Below are 14,804 nucleotides of genomic sequence, written 5' to 3'. Positions count from 1 at the left end.
GGCTGTTCTGGCTACGCTGGGTGGGTCAGGACGTGTCAGGAGGGACATCGGGGTGGACCAGAACACGGCATGGTCCACCGACGAGGTGCGTCAGTTTGCCGGGAAGGCCTATGCCGCGGGCCAGAAACTGGCAGGCGCTGCCGGCTGGTCCAACACGGGCGCCACCCAGACCTTGTTGTGGGGAGACTTCCAGGGCAGCGGGCGCACGCCGTACCGCGTGCAGGTCAACTTGGTGGGCCCGACGTACAAGTGCTCGTGCCCGTCGCGACAGTTCCCCTGCAAACATGTGGTCGGTCTGGTGCTGCGCTGGTGCGGCGGCAGCGTCGATGCATCCGAAGCCCCGGCGAGCACATTGACGGCGCCCGCAGCGCCGAAGGCGCCACGGGAGATCAGCGAGAAAGCCATCGCGGCGCGGCAACGCACCGTCGCCGAGGGCTTGGAGCAGCTGGACCGGTGGATCCATGATCAGATCCGCAACGGTATCGCCGGAATCAGCACCGATCCGTACGCCGGGTGGTGCGAGCCGATCGCCAAACGCATGGTCGACGCCAAGGCACCCGGCCTGGCGGGCTGGTTGCGCAACCTGCCGGGCTATCTCACCCACGACGAGTGGCCGCGGATGATCATCGAGGATCTCGGGTTGATGCAGCTGCTCATCGACGCCTACCGCACCATCGACACGTTGTCCGACGAGACCGCAGCGGCGGTGCGCCGCCACATCGGCTTCACGGTGGCGCGGGCCGAGGTGCTGGCGACGGATCCGGTGACCGACACCTGGCAGGTCCTCGGATACGCGGAGACTTTGGAAGATCGCTACACCACCCGGCGAATGTGGTTGAGCGGCAACACTACCGGGCTGCTGGTCAACGTGCAGTCGACCGCGCCGAGCGGCGCCAGTTTCGACAACCGGCTCACACCGGGACGCGAATTCACCGGCGGCGTCTACCTGTATCCCGGTGGGGCGTCGAGCTTCCGGGTCGCGATCCCCGACGGTGACGTGCCGACGACGCCCATCGGGCAACTCGCCGTGACAGGCACGGGCATCCACACGGCCCTGGCCGGGCGGGCTCGCGCCCTGGCCATCGACCCGTGGCTGCTGCGCTACCCCGCGATCGTCACCGCCCGGCCCGTGCAGCACAGCAAGCCCAGACGCCGCCATCTCGTCGACGCCGACGGCAATGCGCTACCGGCGATCTGCGATGACGATCGCTGGGCACGGTTGCAGGCCGCAAGCGGCGGCCGGCTGCACCCGATCCTGGTCGAGATCACCACGGACGGGATCGATCCGCTGTCGATGCTCAGCGATGCGCCACCATCGCGCCTGACCGGACCGGCGGTGACCGCGCTATGAGCGAATACCAGCGGATGATCTCCGCCGCGACGGTGGGATTCGGCGCGAAGCCTTTTCCGGCAGACAGATTCGACGCGCCCGTCGACGGCAGCGTCGCCGCGGTGTGCGACGCCGACGACTCCGTCGGGTCGGTGCTGCGGGTGGCGGGCCTGTATGCCGTCGCCCGGCGGGCAGGACAATTGCCGACGTCGGTCGAGCCCGCGACGGCGCCCGCACCTGCTGAAACCCGGCCGCTGATCACCGGTGCGCACGCGTTTCTCATCGAGCGGGCACTGACCATCAGGCCCATCCTCGACAGCGCACTCGGCGATATCGCGGCGACCGGTCTGCGGCTGCCGCCCCGGCTGATCCCCGAACTGCTGCGGCTTCAGCAGAGCGGGACTGTGACGCAATCACTGTGGGACGCGATCGGCACTGCAGGGCAGTGGTATGCCGTCGAGCACTACGGCCGTAACCACCGGGCACTGCGCAACGTGCTGAGGACCGCACCCACGGAGTGGCCCAAGGAAACCGACTACACCCACGGCGACGCCGCCAAGCGACTGGAATGGCTCGCCGCAGCCCGCGCGTTCGACCCGGACCGGGCTCGCGAAGTCGTGGTGTCGCATTGGGCTTCCGAGGACGCCGAGTCGCGGACATCGCTGCTGGCGGCGTTCGCGTTTCCCGAGCACGACGCCGACGAGCCGTTCCTGGAAGCCGCGCTCGACGACCGTGCCGTGACCGTACGCAGTGCCGCTGTGGCAGTTCTCGACCGCAGATCCCGCAGCCGCTACTTCGACCGTATGAAAGAGCGTGCCGCCCAGATCTTCTCGGTCAAGAAGTCGATGCTGGGGGTGAAGGTCACCGTCCATCCCCTGCCCGGGCCCGACGCCGCCGCGATACGCGACGGGCTGAGCACCACCAAACCGGAAGTCGTCATCGCGCGCACCCCCATCGCCTTCTGGGCCGAGGTCTTCGCCGCGGTGCCACCGGAGAAGGTGGCACGCGCGCTGCCAGACACCGCGCTTGCCGCACTGACGCTCAGTGCGCTGCGCGGCAATGACCCAAAATGGGCGGTTCCGCTGTTGCAGCATTGTCTGCCAAGCGATTACGGCACCTTCTACGATCCCGCCACCGCGCATCCGGCGATCTCGGCGGAGATGATCCGCGCGCTCACCAACACGGCGGAGTCGGCGCCTCTGGTCCGTCTCGCGGCGGCGCTGCCGCGGCCGTTCGCTCGTGACGTGGCCGACGCGCTCTTCGGGTCCTTGGCCGGGGCCGGCTGGGGCACCGCGCGACAGCGTCGAGAAGCGGCCGCGCACCTGGCCGCCGGATACCCGCTGGACTGGCTGCCGCGCTTCGCCGGACTGGTCGACCGCACGACCGACGAAGAACTGCACAAGTTGTATGCCACCGTGTTCGAACTGCTCACCCTGCGATCCGACATTGCAAAGGAACTGCCATGAACCCCACGCTGTTGCGCCCGCACGCCGAGCAGTTGTTCGCCGCAGAACTCGCCGCGCTGCGCGCCGCCGATGCCTTGCCGGTCCCGCCGAACTGGTCGATGTCGCCGCATGCCGTCGTGCGGTATCTGCTCGGCGGGGAAACCGTTGCGGGCGTGGAGATCACCCCGAAGTACATCGGCCCGCGGCGCCTCATGGAGGTGGCCGTCGCGACGCTCGCCACCGACCGTGCGTTGCTGCTGCTCGGGGTTCCCGGTACCGCCAAGACGTGGGTGTCGGAGCATCTGGCGGCGGCGGTCACCGGGGATTCGACCCTGCTGGTGCAGGGCACCGCGGGCACCGTCGAGGAAGCGGTGCGGTACGGCTGGAACTATGCCCGGTTGATCGCGGAGGGTCCGTCGGAACAGGCGCTGGTCCCGTCCCCGATCATGACCGCGATGCGCGACGGCAAGATCGCCCGCCTCGAAGAACTCACCCGCATCCCGTCGGAGGTGCAGGACGCCCTCATCACGGTACTGTCCGAAAAGACCCTGCCCATACCGGAACTCGGCACCGAAGTACAGGCGAAGCAGGGCTTCAACGTGATCGCGACGGCCAACGATCGCGACCGCGGCGTCAACGACCTGTCGTCGGCACTGCGACGCCGGTTCAACACCGTGGTGCTTCCGCTGCCCGCGAGCCTCGACGACGAGGTGGAGATCGTGACGCGCCGGGTAGCCGACATCAGCGGATCGCTGCAACTCCCCGACGTGCCGACGTCGGCCGACGAAATCCGGCGCGTGGTCACGGTTTTCCGCGAGCTGCGCTCAGGGCTGACCGCAGACGGCCGCAACAAACTCAAGCAACCGTCGGGCACGCTCTCCACCGCGGAGGCGATCTCCGTTGTGACGCAGGGCATCGCGATGTCGGCGCATTTCGGCGACGGTGTGCTGCGCCCCGCCGACACCGCGGCGGGCATAGTCGGCGCGGTGGTGAAGGATCCGGTCAACGACGCGGTGGTGTGGCTGGAGTACCTCGAGGCCGTGGTGCGGGAACGCGACGGCTGGGCTGACTTCTACCGGGCATCGCGGGACGTGCTGAACTCGTGACCACCCACGTTCTGGGCATTCGGCACCACGGACCCGGGTCTGCTCGTGCCGTGATGTCCGAGTTGGACCGGATCCGGCCCGACGTCGTGGTCATCGAGGGCCCAGCCGACGCGAACCCGCTCACCACCGACGTCGACCACGTCGACATGGTGCCGCCGGTGGCGATCATGGCGTATGCCGTCGACGATCCTGCGGTGTCGGCGTTCTGGCCGTTCGGCGGCTTCTCCCCCGAATGGGAAGCGCTGCTGTGGGCCGCCCGCAACCACGTGCCGGTGCGGTTCTGCGATCTTCCCGCCGCCACCGTGCTCGCACAGCGTGACCAGCGGCACGAGGATGTTTCGCGGGTCCGGGTCGACCCGATCGCGGCGCTCGCCGATGCCGCCGGGTATGACGATCCCGAACGCTGGTGGGACGATGTTGTCGAATCTCGCACCGACGGAACCGGATTCGACGCCATCACCGATGCCATGCGGACCGTGCGTGAACTCGAGCCGGGGGACGACGATCCGATCGAGCTGCAGCGCGAAGCGCACATGCGTCAGGTGATTCGCAAGGCCGCCAGGGAATTCGCAACCGTCGTCGTGGTGTGCGGAGCCTGGCACGCGCCGGCGCTCCAGCTATCTGGTGCTCCTCGCGTGCGCCCTGGAAAGCTTCCTGCGGCCGGCTCTGACGCCGCGTTGCTACGCGGGCTGCCGAAAGTCAAGTGCGCGACGGTGTGGGTACCGTGGACGCATTCGCGGCTCTCCGCGGCGTCGGGTTACGGTGCAGGCATCCGCTCGCCGGGCTGGTATCAGCACGCGTTCCTCGAACGGGACCGCCCGGTGGAAACCTGGCTCACGTTAGCGGCCAGGGCTTTACGTGCACACGACATCTTCGTCTCGTCGGCGCACGTCATCGAAGGCGTTCGGCTTGCCAACGCGCTGGCGGCGATGCGCGGCCGGGCCCACCCCGGTTTGAGCGAGGTCAACGAAGCCACCGAGGCCGTGCTGTGCGAGGGCTCCGATGCCCGGTTCGGCCTGATCGTGCGGGAATTGGTCATCGGCGAACGGCTGGGCAGCATCCCCGAACATCTGCCGATGGTGCCGCTGCTCGCAGACATCACCAAGCAGCAGAAGTCCTTGCGGCTCAAGCCCGACCCGACCGCCAAACAGGTCACCCTCGATCTGCGCAAGCCGAACGACCTCGCCAAATCCCATCTGCTGCATCGGCTCGCCGTCCTGGACATTCCGTGGGGCGAGCCCGAGATGGCCAGTGGGCAGGGGACATTCAAGGAAGCCTGGACGCTGCAGTGGCTGCCGGAGTTCGCTGTCAAGGTCGTGGTGTCATCGGTGTGGGGCAACACGGTGTACCGCGCCTGCAAGGCCAAACTGGCCGATACCGCCGAGAACGCCACGCATCTGAGTGAGGTCACCGCGGCCATCGAGGGCGCGCTACTCGGCGGGGTCGACGAGGCGGTCTCGCCGCTGCTGACCATCTTGGAGAACAAGGCCGCGGTCGATCGTGACCTGACCGAACTCATGGCGGCCCTGCCTGCGCTGGCCCGGTCACTGCGCTACGGCGATGTGCGCCGCACCGACGCGGGCGCACTCGGCATGGTCACCACGTCGCTGCTGCGCCGGGTGAACGTCGGACTGCCCGCGACGCTGACCGGCCTCGGGGCCGACGCTGCGGCCGAGATGCTCGCACACGTCAATGCCGTCACGGACACGGTCGATCTGCTGGACGCCGACGTTCGCGGTGAATGGCTCGCCACCATCGCACGCCTGGCCGACCGCGACGATCTGCACGGCAGCCTGGTAGGCCGGTTCGTCCGCATCGGCGTCGACGGAGCGGTGTTCACCACCACGGAGGCGGCGCGACGCATGCGCCGCGCCCTGAGCGTCGGCGCACCGGCCGACGAGAAGTCCGCCTGGATCGAGGGTTTCCTGTCCGGCAGCGGCCTGCTGCTGGTGCACGACACCGAGCTGCTGTCGGTGATCGATGAATGGCTGATCGGTCTGACGGCAACCGAATTCACCGACGTCCTGCCTCTGGTTCGTCGTACCTTCAGCACGTTCGACGCCGGCATCAAGCGCAACATCGGCCATGCGGTTGCCACAGCAGGTGCCGGCGTCCACTCCGAATTCGACATCGACGCCGCCCGCGCCCGCCCCGCGGTGATCGCGGCGGCGGCCATCTTCGCACGAGGTATCGCCCATGGCTGACGAAACTGTCCCCAACGAACGCGACCGCCGGTGGCGGCTGGTGCTGGGGTCTGACGCGGAGTCGTTGCCGAGCCTGCAGGGCGGTGACGTAGAGATGGACAAGGCACTGTCTGCGTTGTACGACCGCAAGGGCGGGCTCGGTGGCTCGGCACCCCGCGTGGCGCGGTGGCTGGGCGATATCCGAAAGTACTTTCCCAGCACCGTGGTTCAAGTGATGCAGCAGGACGCCATCGAGCGGCTCAACCTGCGCATGCTGCTGCTCGAACCGGAGATGATGGACAGCGTCGTACCGGACCTGTCGTTGGCCACCACGCTCATCACCCTCGGCGAGGCCATCCCCGACGAGTCGAAAGCCTCCGCACGGGCCCTGGTCCGCAAGGTCGTCGCGGACATCGAACGCCGCATCGCCGACGGCACGCGCGCCACCTTGCGCGGTGCGCTGTCTCGCACTGCGCGCACCAACCGGCCGTTGGCCTCCGACATCGACTGGAATCGCACCATTGCGCGGAACCTGAAAACCTTCCAGCCCGACCTGAACACGATCATCCCCGAGCGGCTCGTCGGGTTCCGCCGGGCAGGCCGCTCGGTCACCAAGGACATCGTGCTGGCCATCGACCAGTCCGGATCGATGGCCGAATCCATCGTGTACTCAGCGGTTTTCGGTGCGGTCATCGCGTCGATGCGCTCACTGCGCACGTCGCTCGTGGTGTTCGACACCGAAGTCGTCGACCTCACCGATCTGCTCGACGATCCCGTCGACGTGCTGTTCGGCACTCAGCTCGGTGGCGGCACCGACATCAACCGGGCCATCGCCTACTGCCAGACATTGATCACCCGCCCGGCCGACAGCATCTTCGTGTTGATCTCCGACCTCTACGAGGGCGGTGTGCGCGACGAGATGCTGGCCCGGGTCAAACAACTCGTCGACGCGGGTGTCCAGGTCGTGGTGCTACTTGCCCTCTCCGATTCGGGCGCACCATCATTCGACCGCGAGATCGCCGCCGACCTGGCCGCCATGGAGATCCCCGCATTCGCCTGCACGCCCGATGCTTTTCCCGAGCTGCTGGCGCTGGCCATCACCAAGGGCGACATTCGCGGCTGGGCGGACCGGACCGGGCTCGCACAGCGTGGGATGGAGCAGGCCTAGTCACATGCGGTTCAGGTCGCGTGCGTACGTACCTCAGGCTCGCTGGCTCGACACCGAAATGATCTCGCCAGTCAGGTAACTGGAGTAGTCACTGGCCAGGAAGGCGATGGTCGACGCGATTTCCCACGGCTCGGCGGCCCGGCCGAACGCCTCGTCGGACGACAGCCGATCCAACAGGTCCGCGGACGCCGACTTCTCCAGGAACTTGTGCCGGGCGATGCTCGGCGAGACGGCGTTGATCCGCACGCCGTATTCGACGGCTTCGATCGCACTGCAGCGGGTCAGCGCCATCACGCCGGCTTTGGCCGCGGCGTAATGCGACTGTGAGTGCTGCGCGCGCCAACCGAGCACACTGGCGTTGTTGACGATGATGCCGCCGTGTTCCACCTCGCGGAAGTACCGCAGGGCCGCGCGAGTAGCCCGCATCACCGAATTGAGCGTGACGTTCAGGACGCGGTCCCATTCGTCGTCGGTCATGTCGACCAGCGGAGTCTCACCGCCGAGGCCGGCGTTGTTGACCAAAACATCCAAGCGGCCCATCTTCTCGACCGTCGAGGCAATCAGAGCGTCGACCGCTTCGGTGGACGTGACATCGCAGACCACATCCTCAACCCGGCCCAACCCCAACGACGCCAGCTGCTCGCGGGTCTCCTTCAGGCGCCGCTCGTGGTAGTCGGACACCACGACGTCGGCGCCCTCGAGCAACGCCCGCCGGGCGGTGGCCGAGCCGATGCCGGTGCCGGCGGCGGCCGTCACCAGGACGACCTTGCCGGTCAGTAGGCCGTGGCCCTCAATCTCTTTGGGAGCTACTGAGAGATTACTCATGCTTCTTCCTTCTGGGCTTCGCGCAAGCGCTCAGCCCTTTGCCTCTCGGGGTAGGCCGAGCACCCGCTCGGCGATGATGTTGCGCTGAATTTCGTTGGACCCGCCGTAGATGGTGTCCGAGCGCGAAAACAGGTAGAGCCGTTGCCATTCGTCGAACTCACCGCCACCCAGGGCCAGCCCCGCCATGCCCTGCACGTCCATGGCGATCTCGCCGAGCTCGCGATGCCAGTTGGCCCACAACAGCTTCGACACGTTGTCTTGGCCGGGTTGTTCCGCGTCCATGGTCGCCAACGCATAAGACCGCATGGCCTGCAACCCGGTCCAGGACCGCGTCAGTCGTTCCCGGATCAGCGGGTCATCGGCCGCCCCGGTCCGCTTGGCCAGCTCGACCAGGTTGGAATGCTCACGGGCATAGCGGATCTGCTGCCCCAGCGTGGACACCCCACGCTCGAAGGTGAGCGTGCCCATCGCCACGCGCCAGCCGTCGCCGGGTGCCCCGACCACCAATGAGGCATCGGTGCGGGCATCGTCGAAGAACACCTCGTTGAATTCGGAGTCGCCGGTGAGCTGGATGATCGGCCGGATCTCGACGCCCGGCTGGTCCAGCGGCACCAGCAGATAGGACAGGCCGGCGTGCCGCTTCGAGCCCTTCTCGGTGCGGGCGACGACGAAGCACCACTGCGCCCAGTGGGCCAGCGACGTCCATACCTTCTGTCCGTTGATGACCCATTCGTCGCCGACCAGCTCGGCCGTCGTCGCCACATTGGCCAGGTCGCTGCCCGCGTTGGGCTCGGAGTAACCCTGGCTCCACAGCTCGGTGACATCGAGGATCTTGGGCAGGAACCGCTGCTGCTGTTCGGGCGTGCCGTACTCGATGAGCGTCGGCCCGAGCAGTTCCTCGCCCAGGTGGTTGACCTTGTCCGGCGCGTTGGCGCGGGCGTACTCCTCGTAGAACGCGACGCGGTGTGCGACCGACAGACCGCGTCCACCGTGCTCGACGGGCCAGCCCAGGCAGGTCAGCCCGGCCGCGGCGAGGTGTTGATTCCATGCCCGTCGCTCTTCGAATGCCTCGTGCTCACGACCCGGTCCGCCCAGGCCCTTGAGCGCGGCATATTCACCGACGAGATTGTCTGCGAGCCACTGCCGGACCTCGGCCCGGAACTCCTGGACCTCTATCACCCCTGTAGGCTAACCTACCAAGCACTTGCTTTGTTAGAGGAGCATCGATGACCACCGACCCGAGGACCGTCCCGGGGGTCCTGGACCGGATTGCCGTGCAGTTTTCCGATCATGAGGCCCTGGTCACGCCCGATAAGAGGCTGACGTACCGGGAACTGCGCGCCGAGGTTCGCCAGGCCGCCGCCGCGATGATCGCGCTCGGCGTCCAAGCCGGCGACCGCGTCGCCATCTGGTCACCGAACACCTGGCACTGGGTGGTCGCGTGCCTGGCCACGCACTACGCCGGCGGCGTGATGGTGCCGCTGAACACGCGCTACACCGCCGGTGAGGCCACGGACATCCTGGCGCGCACCGAGGCACCGCTGCTGATCGCCGCGGGCCGGTTCCTCGGCTCTGACCGCGCATCGGAACTGGACCGCGATGCGCTGCCTGCGCTGCGCCACATCGTGCGGGTCCCGATCGAGGCCGACGACGGAACCTGGGACGAGTTCGTGGCCAGAGGTACGGACCTCGATGCGGTCGACGCCCGCGCTGCCGCGGTGTCAGCCGATGACGTCTCCGACATTCTGTTCACCTCGGGAACGACGGGTCGCAGCAAGGGCGTGCGGTGCGCGCACCGGCAGTCCCTGGGCGGCTCAGCGGCGTGGGCGGCGTGCGGTGAGGTCACCAGCGCCGACCGCTACCTGTGCATCAACCCGTTCTTCCACAATTTCGGCTACAAGGCCGGGATCCTGGCGTGCCTGCAGACCGGCGCCACCCTCGTTCCGCTGTTGACGTTCAACCCCGAGCAGGCCATGAAAATGGTTGCCGAGCAGCGCATCACAGTATTGCCCGGGCCGCCGACCATCTATCAAACCCTTCTGGACCATCCGAAGCGCGCCGACTACGACCTGAGCTCGCTGCGGTTCGCGGTCACCGGTGCCGCCACGGTTCCCGTCGTGCTCATCGAGCGCATGCAGAACGAGCTCGACATCGACATCGTGCTCACCGCATACGGTCTCACCGAGGCCGCCGGATTCGGCACCATGTGCCGTCCCACCGACGACGCCGTCACCGTGGCCACCACCTGCGGTCGGCCGATCGCCGATTTCGAGCTACGCATCGACGAGCCCACCGGCGAGGTGCTGCTGCGTGGCCCCAACGTCATGCTCGGATATCTCGACGATCCGGACGCCACCGCGGCGGCCATCGACGCGGACGGCTGGCTGCACACCGGCGATGTCGGAAAGCTCGATGCCGCAGGAAATCTGACCATCACCGACCGGCTCAAGGACATGTACATCAGCGGTGGCTTCAATGTGTACCCGGCCGAGATCGAACAGGTGCTCGCCAGGTTGGACGGTGTGGCCGAGTCCGCAGTGATCGGTGTGCCCGACGAACGCCTCGGCGAGGTCGGCAAGGCCTATGTGGTGCTCAAACCAGGCGCTTCACTCGATGAGGCCGCTGTGATCGCCTACGCGCGTGAGCATCTGGCGAACTTCAAAGCGCCCCGGTCGGTGGAGTTCCTCGACGTGTTGCCGCGAAATCCGGGCGGCAAGGTCATCAAACCGGTACTGCGCAGCAGAGGGACCCGAGAAGGGGTGCAATGGACCTGAATTTCGACGACGAGACCGAGGCCTTTCGGGCCGAGGTCCGTGAATTCCTGACGGCCAACCGCAGTTCGTTCCCGACGAAGTCATACGACACGCTCGAAGGTTTCGAACAGCACCGCCGCTGGGACAAGGTGCTCTTCGACGCCGGGCTTTCGGTGATCGCATGGCCCAAGCGCTACGGCGGGCGCGACGCCACGTTGCTGCAGTGGGTGGTGTTCGAAGAGGAGTACTTCCGGGCCGGTGCGCCGGGGCGGGCCAGCGCCAACGGCACCTCGATGCTGGCCCCGACGCTGTTCGCGCACGGTACCGAGGAGCAGCTGGACCGCGTGCTGCCGAAAATGGCCAGTGGCGAGGAAATCTGGGCTCAAGCGTGGTCCGAGCCCGAGTCGGGCAGCGACCTCGCCTCGCTGCGCTCGACGGCGACGCGTACCGACGGCGGCTGGAAACTCAACGGGCAGAAGATCTGGAGTTCGCGGGCCCCATTCGGTGAGCGCGGGTTCGGGTTGTTCCGCTCCGACCCGGAGGCCCAGCGGCACAAGGGCCTCACCTACTTCATGTTCGACCTCAAGGCTCCCGGGATCACGGTGCGGCCCATCGCCCAGCTCGGCGGGGACACCGGTTTCGGCGAGATCTTCCTCGACGACGTGTTCGTGCCCGATCACGACGTCATCGGTGGCGTGCACGACGGCTGGCGCGCGGCGATGAGCACGTCGAGCAATGAGCGCGGCATGTCGCTGCGCAGCCCCGCCCGCTTCCTCGCTCCGGCCGAACGGCTTGTCCAACAGTGGAAATCCAATCCGGATCCGGTGTTCACCGACCGGGTGGCCGATGCGTGGATCAAGGCCCAGGCCTACCGGCTGCACACCTTCGGCACGGTCACCAGGCTCGCGCGCGGCGGTGAGCTGGGCGCCGAGTCGTCCGTGACCAAGGTGTTCTGGTCGGATCTCGATGTCGCACTGCACCAGACCGCGCTGGATATGCAGGGCGCGGACGCCGAACTGACCGACCACTGGACCGAAGGCCTGCTGTTCGCGCTGGGTGGCCCGATCTACGCCGGCACCAACGAGATTCAGCGCAACATCATCGCCGAGCGACTCCTCGGCCTACCGCGGGAGCCGAAGTGAACTTCGAATTGGACGAACAGCAGCGCGATTTCGCGTCGAGCATCGACGCCGCGCTGGCAGCTGCCGACGTGCCCGCCGCCGTGCGCGCCTGGGCTGCCGGCGATACCGCGCCCGGCCGCAAGGTGTGGACGCAACTCGCCGACCTCGGCGTGACGGCGTTGCTGGTGCCGGAGAAGTTCGACGGTATCGACGCCCACCCGGTGGATCTCATCGTGGCGCTGGAGCGCTTGGGCTACTGGGCGGTGCCGGGTCCGGTCACCGAATCGATTGCCGTCGCGCCGATCCTGCTTGCCGACCACGAGCGGTCGGGCCAGCTCGCGACGGGTGAGCTGATCGCCACGGTCGCCATGCCGCCGCAAGTGCCGCGCGCCGTCAACGCCGATGTCGCCGGACTTGTCCTGGTGGCCGCCGACGGCCATGTGGCCGACGCCACCGCCGGGACCTCGCACGATTCCGTCGATCCGGTGCGCAAACTGTTCGATGTCGACGTAACCGGCGCTCCCCAGGCGGCTGACACCGCACGGGCCTACGAGTTCGGTGTGCTGGCCACTGCCGCACAACTCGTCGGCGCCGGGCAGGCCATGCTCGATCATTCGGTCGAGTACGCCAAGCAGCGCACGCAGTTCGGCCGGGTGATCGGCTCGTACCAGGCCATCAAGCACAAGCTGGCCGATGTGCACATCGCTGTGGAGCTGGCGCGTCCGCTGGTCTACGGGGCGGCGTTGTCGCTCGCGGAGGCATCGCCCGACACGGCACGCGACGTCAGTGCCGCCAAGGTCGCCGCGGCCGACGCGGCCCTGCTGGCCGCGCGCTCGTCGCTGCAGACCCACGGCGCCATCGGTTTCACGCAGGAGCACGACCTGTCCCTGCTGTTGCTGCGGGTTCAGGCCCTGCGCTCGGCCTGGGGCGATCCCACGCTGCACCGTCGACGGCTCCTGGAGGTCTTGTGAGTGAGGAACGCGAGCTGTTGCGGGAAACCGTTGCAGCCCTGGTGGACAGGCACGCCTCCCCGGAAGCCGTCCGCGCGGCGATGGAATCGGACCGCGGCTACGACGAGAAGCTGTGGAGCCTGCTGTGCGAGCAGGTCGGCGCCGCGGCCCTGGTAGTGCCGGAGGAACTCGGCGGCGCCGGCGGCGAACTCGCCGATGCCGCAGTGGTTCTCGAAGAATTGGGCAAGGCCCTGGTGCCCACTCCCCTGCTGGGTACGACGCTCGTCGAGCTGGCCCTACTCTCCGCCGGTGACCACGAGCCGCTCGAGGCGTTGGTCGAGGGCACGTCCATCGGCACGGTGGTGTTCGATCCCGAGTACGTCATCAACGGCGACGTCGCCGATGTGGTGATCGCCGCCGACGGGCAAAACCTCACCCGCTGGGCGACTTTCACCGCGCAGGCCAAGACCACCATGGATCTGACCCGACGCCTGGCCGCGGTCACGCCCGGCGAGACAGCGGTGCTCGGCGCGGACCCGGGCCTTGCCGGCACGGCGGCGCTGCTGATGGCCGCCGAACAGGTCGGCGCGGCGGCGCGCTGCCTGGACCTCACGGTCGCCTACACGAAGGACCGGGTGCAGTTCGGCCGGCCTATCGGCAGCTTCCAGGCGCTCAAGCACCGGATGGCGGATCTGTACGTCAAGGTGTCCGCGACCCGCGCGGTGGTCAACGATGCCATCGCCGATCCGTCGCCGACCTCCGCAGCACTGGCCAGATTCATGGCGAGCGAGACGCTGTCCGCGGTCACCGCGGAAGCCATCCAACTGCACGGGGGCATCGCGATCACCTGGGAGAGCGATATCCAGCTGTACTTCAAGCGCGCGCACGGCAGTGCACAACTGCTCGGGCCGCCGCGCGAGCAGCTGCGGCGGCTCGAAGCAGAAGTGTTTTAGGCGGCTCGCCGCCGGCGTGTTTTAGGCGGCTCGCCGCCGGTGTGTTCTAGCGGCTGATCAAACCCGAATCCGCCAGCCACTTCTTGGCGATGTCGGAGAGATTGGTGCCCTTGGCGGCCTCGGCGTTCATGTCGATGAGGTCATTGGTGGTCAGCTTCGCCGACACGTCATTGAGTGCCTTGGTGAGAGCCTCGGTCTGTTTGGCCGATTTGACCAGCGGGATGACGTTCTCGGCGGCGAATAGGTTCTTGTCATCCTCAAGGGCGACAAGGTTGTTGGCCTTGAGTCCGGGATCGGTGCTGAAGAGGTCGCCGGCCTGAATCTGGCCGTTGGTCAGCGCCGTCATCGTCAGCGTGCCGCCGGCGTCCAGGCTGACGAAGTCCTTGAAGTTCAATCCGTACACGTCGTGTAGGCCGACGACACCTTGTACCCGCGTCTTCCACTCCGGCGGCCCGCCGAGCACCATTTCGCCTGCGACCGGCGCGAGGTCGGAGATCTTGTGCAGCTTGTACTTGTCGGCGGTGGCCTGCGTGACGGCGACGACGTCCTTGTCCTGGGCGGGTGACGGCGCGAGCAACGTGATTCCGGCGGGCATCCTGCTGACCAGGCCGGTGACGACTGCTTCGGTGGTCGATGCGGTCGATTCCGGGTTGAGATAGCTGAGCAGGGCGCCGGAGTACTCGGGAACCAGATCGATGGAGCCGTCTTTCAACGCCGCCATGTACACCTCACGGCTGCCGATGTTGAACTGCTCCTTGACCGGGATTCCCTTGGCCTGCAAAGCCTGCGAATAGATGCTGGCGATCAGCTGGCTCTCGGTGAAGTCGGCCGACCCGATGATCACCTGGGAGCCTGCCGAGCCGCCGGCATTGTCGGAGGACAGCGGGTCACTGTTGAGGCCGCAGGCCGACAGAGTCAGGGTCGCAGCAGCGGCGGCGGCCAAGGCGGACAGGAATTTTCGTCTGATCAT

The 14,804-nt window shown here is 67.4% G+C and carries 12 protein-coding genes; 9 read left to right on the top strand and 3 right to left on the bottom strand.

Translation table 11 applies throughout. The features are described 5' to 3' along the window. The first annotated feature begins 52 nt into the window (after positions 1–52). The 5 genes from RMCB_RS09220 to RMCB_RS09200 are packed head-to-tail and all read left to right on the top strand — an operon-like array spanning position 53 to position 7,232. Complete coding sequence (locus RMCB_RS09220) at positions 53–1,351, top strand: SWIM zinc finger family protein (RefSeq protein WP_165606268.1); 1,299 nt, start codon at positions 53–55, stop codon at positions 1,349–1,351. After that, entirely contained in the window at positions 1,348–2,796 is a 1,449-nt protein-coding gene (locus RMCB_RS09215) for a DUF5691 domain-containing protein (protein WP_062828521.1), read from the top strand. Before RMCB_RS09220 ends, RMCB_RS09215 begins: the two co-directional genes overlap by 4 nt. Continuing rightward, complete coding sequence (locus RMCB_RS09210; RefSeq protein ID WP_062828520.1) at positions 2,793–3,881, top strand: ATP-binding protein; 1,089 nt, start codon at positions 2,793–2,795, stop codon at positions 3,879–3,881. Before RMCB_RS09215 ends, RMCB_RS09210 begins: the two co-directional genes overlap by 4 nt. Next, positions 3,878–6,085 (top strand): DUF5682 family protein, encoded by a 2,208-nt coding sequence (locus RMCB_RS09205; RefSeq protein WP_234792052.1) that lies wholly within the window; start codon positions 3,878–3,880, stop codon positions 6,083–6,085. The genes RMCB_RS09210 and RMCB_RS09205 overlap by 4 nt, the downstream gene beginning before the upstream one ends. Continuing rightward, positions 6,078–7,232, top strand: a complete 1,155-nt coding sequence (locus RMCB_RS09200) for a VWA domain-containing protein (RefSeq protein WP_062828518.1) — start codon at positions 6,078–6,080, stop codon at positions 7,230–7,232. The genes RMCB_RS09205 and RMCB_RS09200 overlap by 8 nt, the downstream gene beginning before the upstream one ends. Positions 7,233–7,265: 33 nt before the next feature. Here the strand turns inward: RMCB_RS09200 and ipdF are convergent, their stop codons facing one another. Next, positions 7,266–8,057, bottom strand: a complete 792-nt coding sequence (gene ipdF, locus RMCB_RS09195) for a (5R,7aS)-5-hydroxy-7a-methyl-1-oxo-2,3,5,6,7,7a-hexahydro-1H-indene-carboxyl-CoA reductase (RefSeq protein WP_062828517.1) — start codon at positions 8,055–8,057, stop codon at positions 7,266–7,268. 30 nt (positions 8,058–8,087) lie between these two features. Next, entirely contained in the window at positions 8,088–9,236 is a 1,149-nt protein-coding gene (gene ipdE1, locus RMCB_RS09190; RefSeq protein ID WP_062828516.1) for an acyl-CoA dehydrogenase IpdE1, read from the bottom strand. A 47-nt stretch (positions 9,237–9,283) separates the two neighbouring features. On the opposite strand from ipdE1, the gene fadD3 reads away from it, so the two are divergent. Genes fadD3 through ipdE2 form a run of 4 tightly spaced genes read left to right on the top strand, consistent with a single transcriptional unit; the run spans position 9,284 to position 13,834 of the window. Beyond that, positions 9,284–10,831, top strand: coding sequence for a 3-((3aS,4S,7aS)-7a-methyl-1,5-dioxo-octahydro-1H-inden-4-yl)propanoate--CoA ligase FadD3 (fadD3, locus tag RMCB_RS09185; RefSeq protein WP_062828515.1), 1,548 nt, complete (start codon positions 9,284–9,286; stop codon positions 10,829–10,831). After that, complete coding sequence (locus RMCB_RS09180) at positions 10,822–11,952, top strand: acyl-CoA dehydrogenase family protein (protein WP_029369444.1); 1,131 nt, start codon at positions 10,822–10,824, stop codon at positions 11,950–11,952. Before fadD3 ends, RMCB_RS09180 begins: the two co-directional genes overlap by 10 nt. Then, positions 11,949–12,902: an acyl-CoA dehydrogenase family protein gene (locus RMCB_RS09175; protein ID WP_062828514.1), complete on the top strand. Its 954-nt coding sequence runs from the start codon at positions 11,949–11,951 to the stop codon at positions 12,900–12,902. The genes RMCB_RS09180 and RMCB_RS09175 overlap by 4 nt, the downstream gene beginning before the upstream one ends. Next, a complete protein-coding gene (gene ipdE2 / locus RMCB_RS09170) occupies positions 12,899–13,834 on the top strand; it encodes an acyl-CoA dehydrogenase IpdE2 (protein WP_062828513.1) in 936 nt (311 codons plus the stop codon). The genes RMCB_RS09175 and ipdE2 overlap by 4 nt, the downstream gene beginning before the upstream one ends. Positions 13,835–13,880: 46 nt before the next feature. Here ipdE2 and RMCB_RS09165 read toward each other — a convergent pair whose 3' ends face one another. Continuing rightward, positions 13,881–14,804 carry an ABC transporter substrate-binding protein gene (locus RMCB_RS09165; RefSeq protein ID WP_062828512.1) on the bottom strand — a complete coding sequence of 308 codons (924 nt, stop codon included), beginning with the start codon at positions 14,802–14,804 and terminating at the stop codon, positions 13,881–13,883.

It is taken from the genome of Mycolicibacterium brisbanense (assembly GCF_001570425.1).
Taxonomy (GTDB): domain Bacteria; phylum Actinomycetota; class Actinomycetes; order Mycobacteriales; family Mycobacteriaceae; genus Mycobacterium; species Mycobacterium brisbanense.
This window is presented reverse-complemented; position numbering and strand designations above follow the sequence as displayed.

What these genes read in the sequence shown, in the direction of transcription:
- ipdF (WP_062828517.1), bottom strand. Translation starts at nt 8,057, where the DNA reads ATGAGTAATCTCTCAGTAGCTCCCAAAGAGATTGAGGGCCACGGCCTA.
- RMCB_RS09180 (WP_029369444.1), top strand. Translation starts at nt 10,822, where the DNA reads ATGGACCTGAATTTCGACGACGAGACCGAGGCCTTTCGGGCCGAGGTC.
- fadD3 (WP_062828515.1), top strand. Translation starts at nt 9,284, where the DNA reads ATGACCACCGACCCGAGGACCGTCCCGGGGGTCCTGGACCGGATTGCC.
- RMCB_RS09200 (WP_062828518.1), top strand. Translation starts at nt 6,078, where the DNA reads ATGGCTGACGAAACTGTCCCCAACGAACGCGACCGCCGGTGGCGGCTG.
- RMCB_RS09165 (WP_062828512.1), bottom strand. Translation starts at nt 14,804, where the DNA reads ATGATCAGACGAAAATTCCTGTCCGCCTTGGCCGCCGCCGCTGCTGCG.
- RMCB_RS09215 (WP_062828521.1), top strand. Translation starts at nt 1,348, where the DNA reads ATGAGCGAATACCAGCGGATGATCTCCGCCGCGACGGTGGGATTCGGC.
- RMCB_RS09210 (WP_062828520.1), top strand. Translation starts at nt 2,793, where the DNA reads ATGAACCCCACGCTGTTGCGCCCGCACGCCGAGCAGTTGTTCGCCGCA.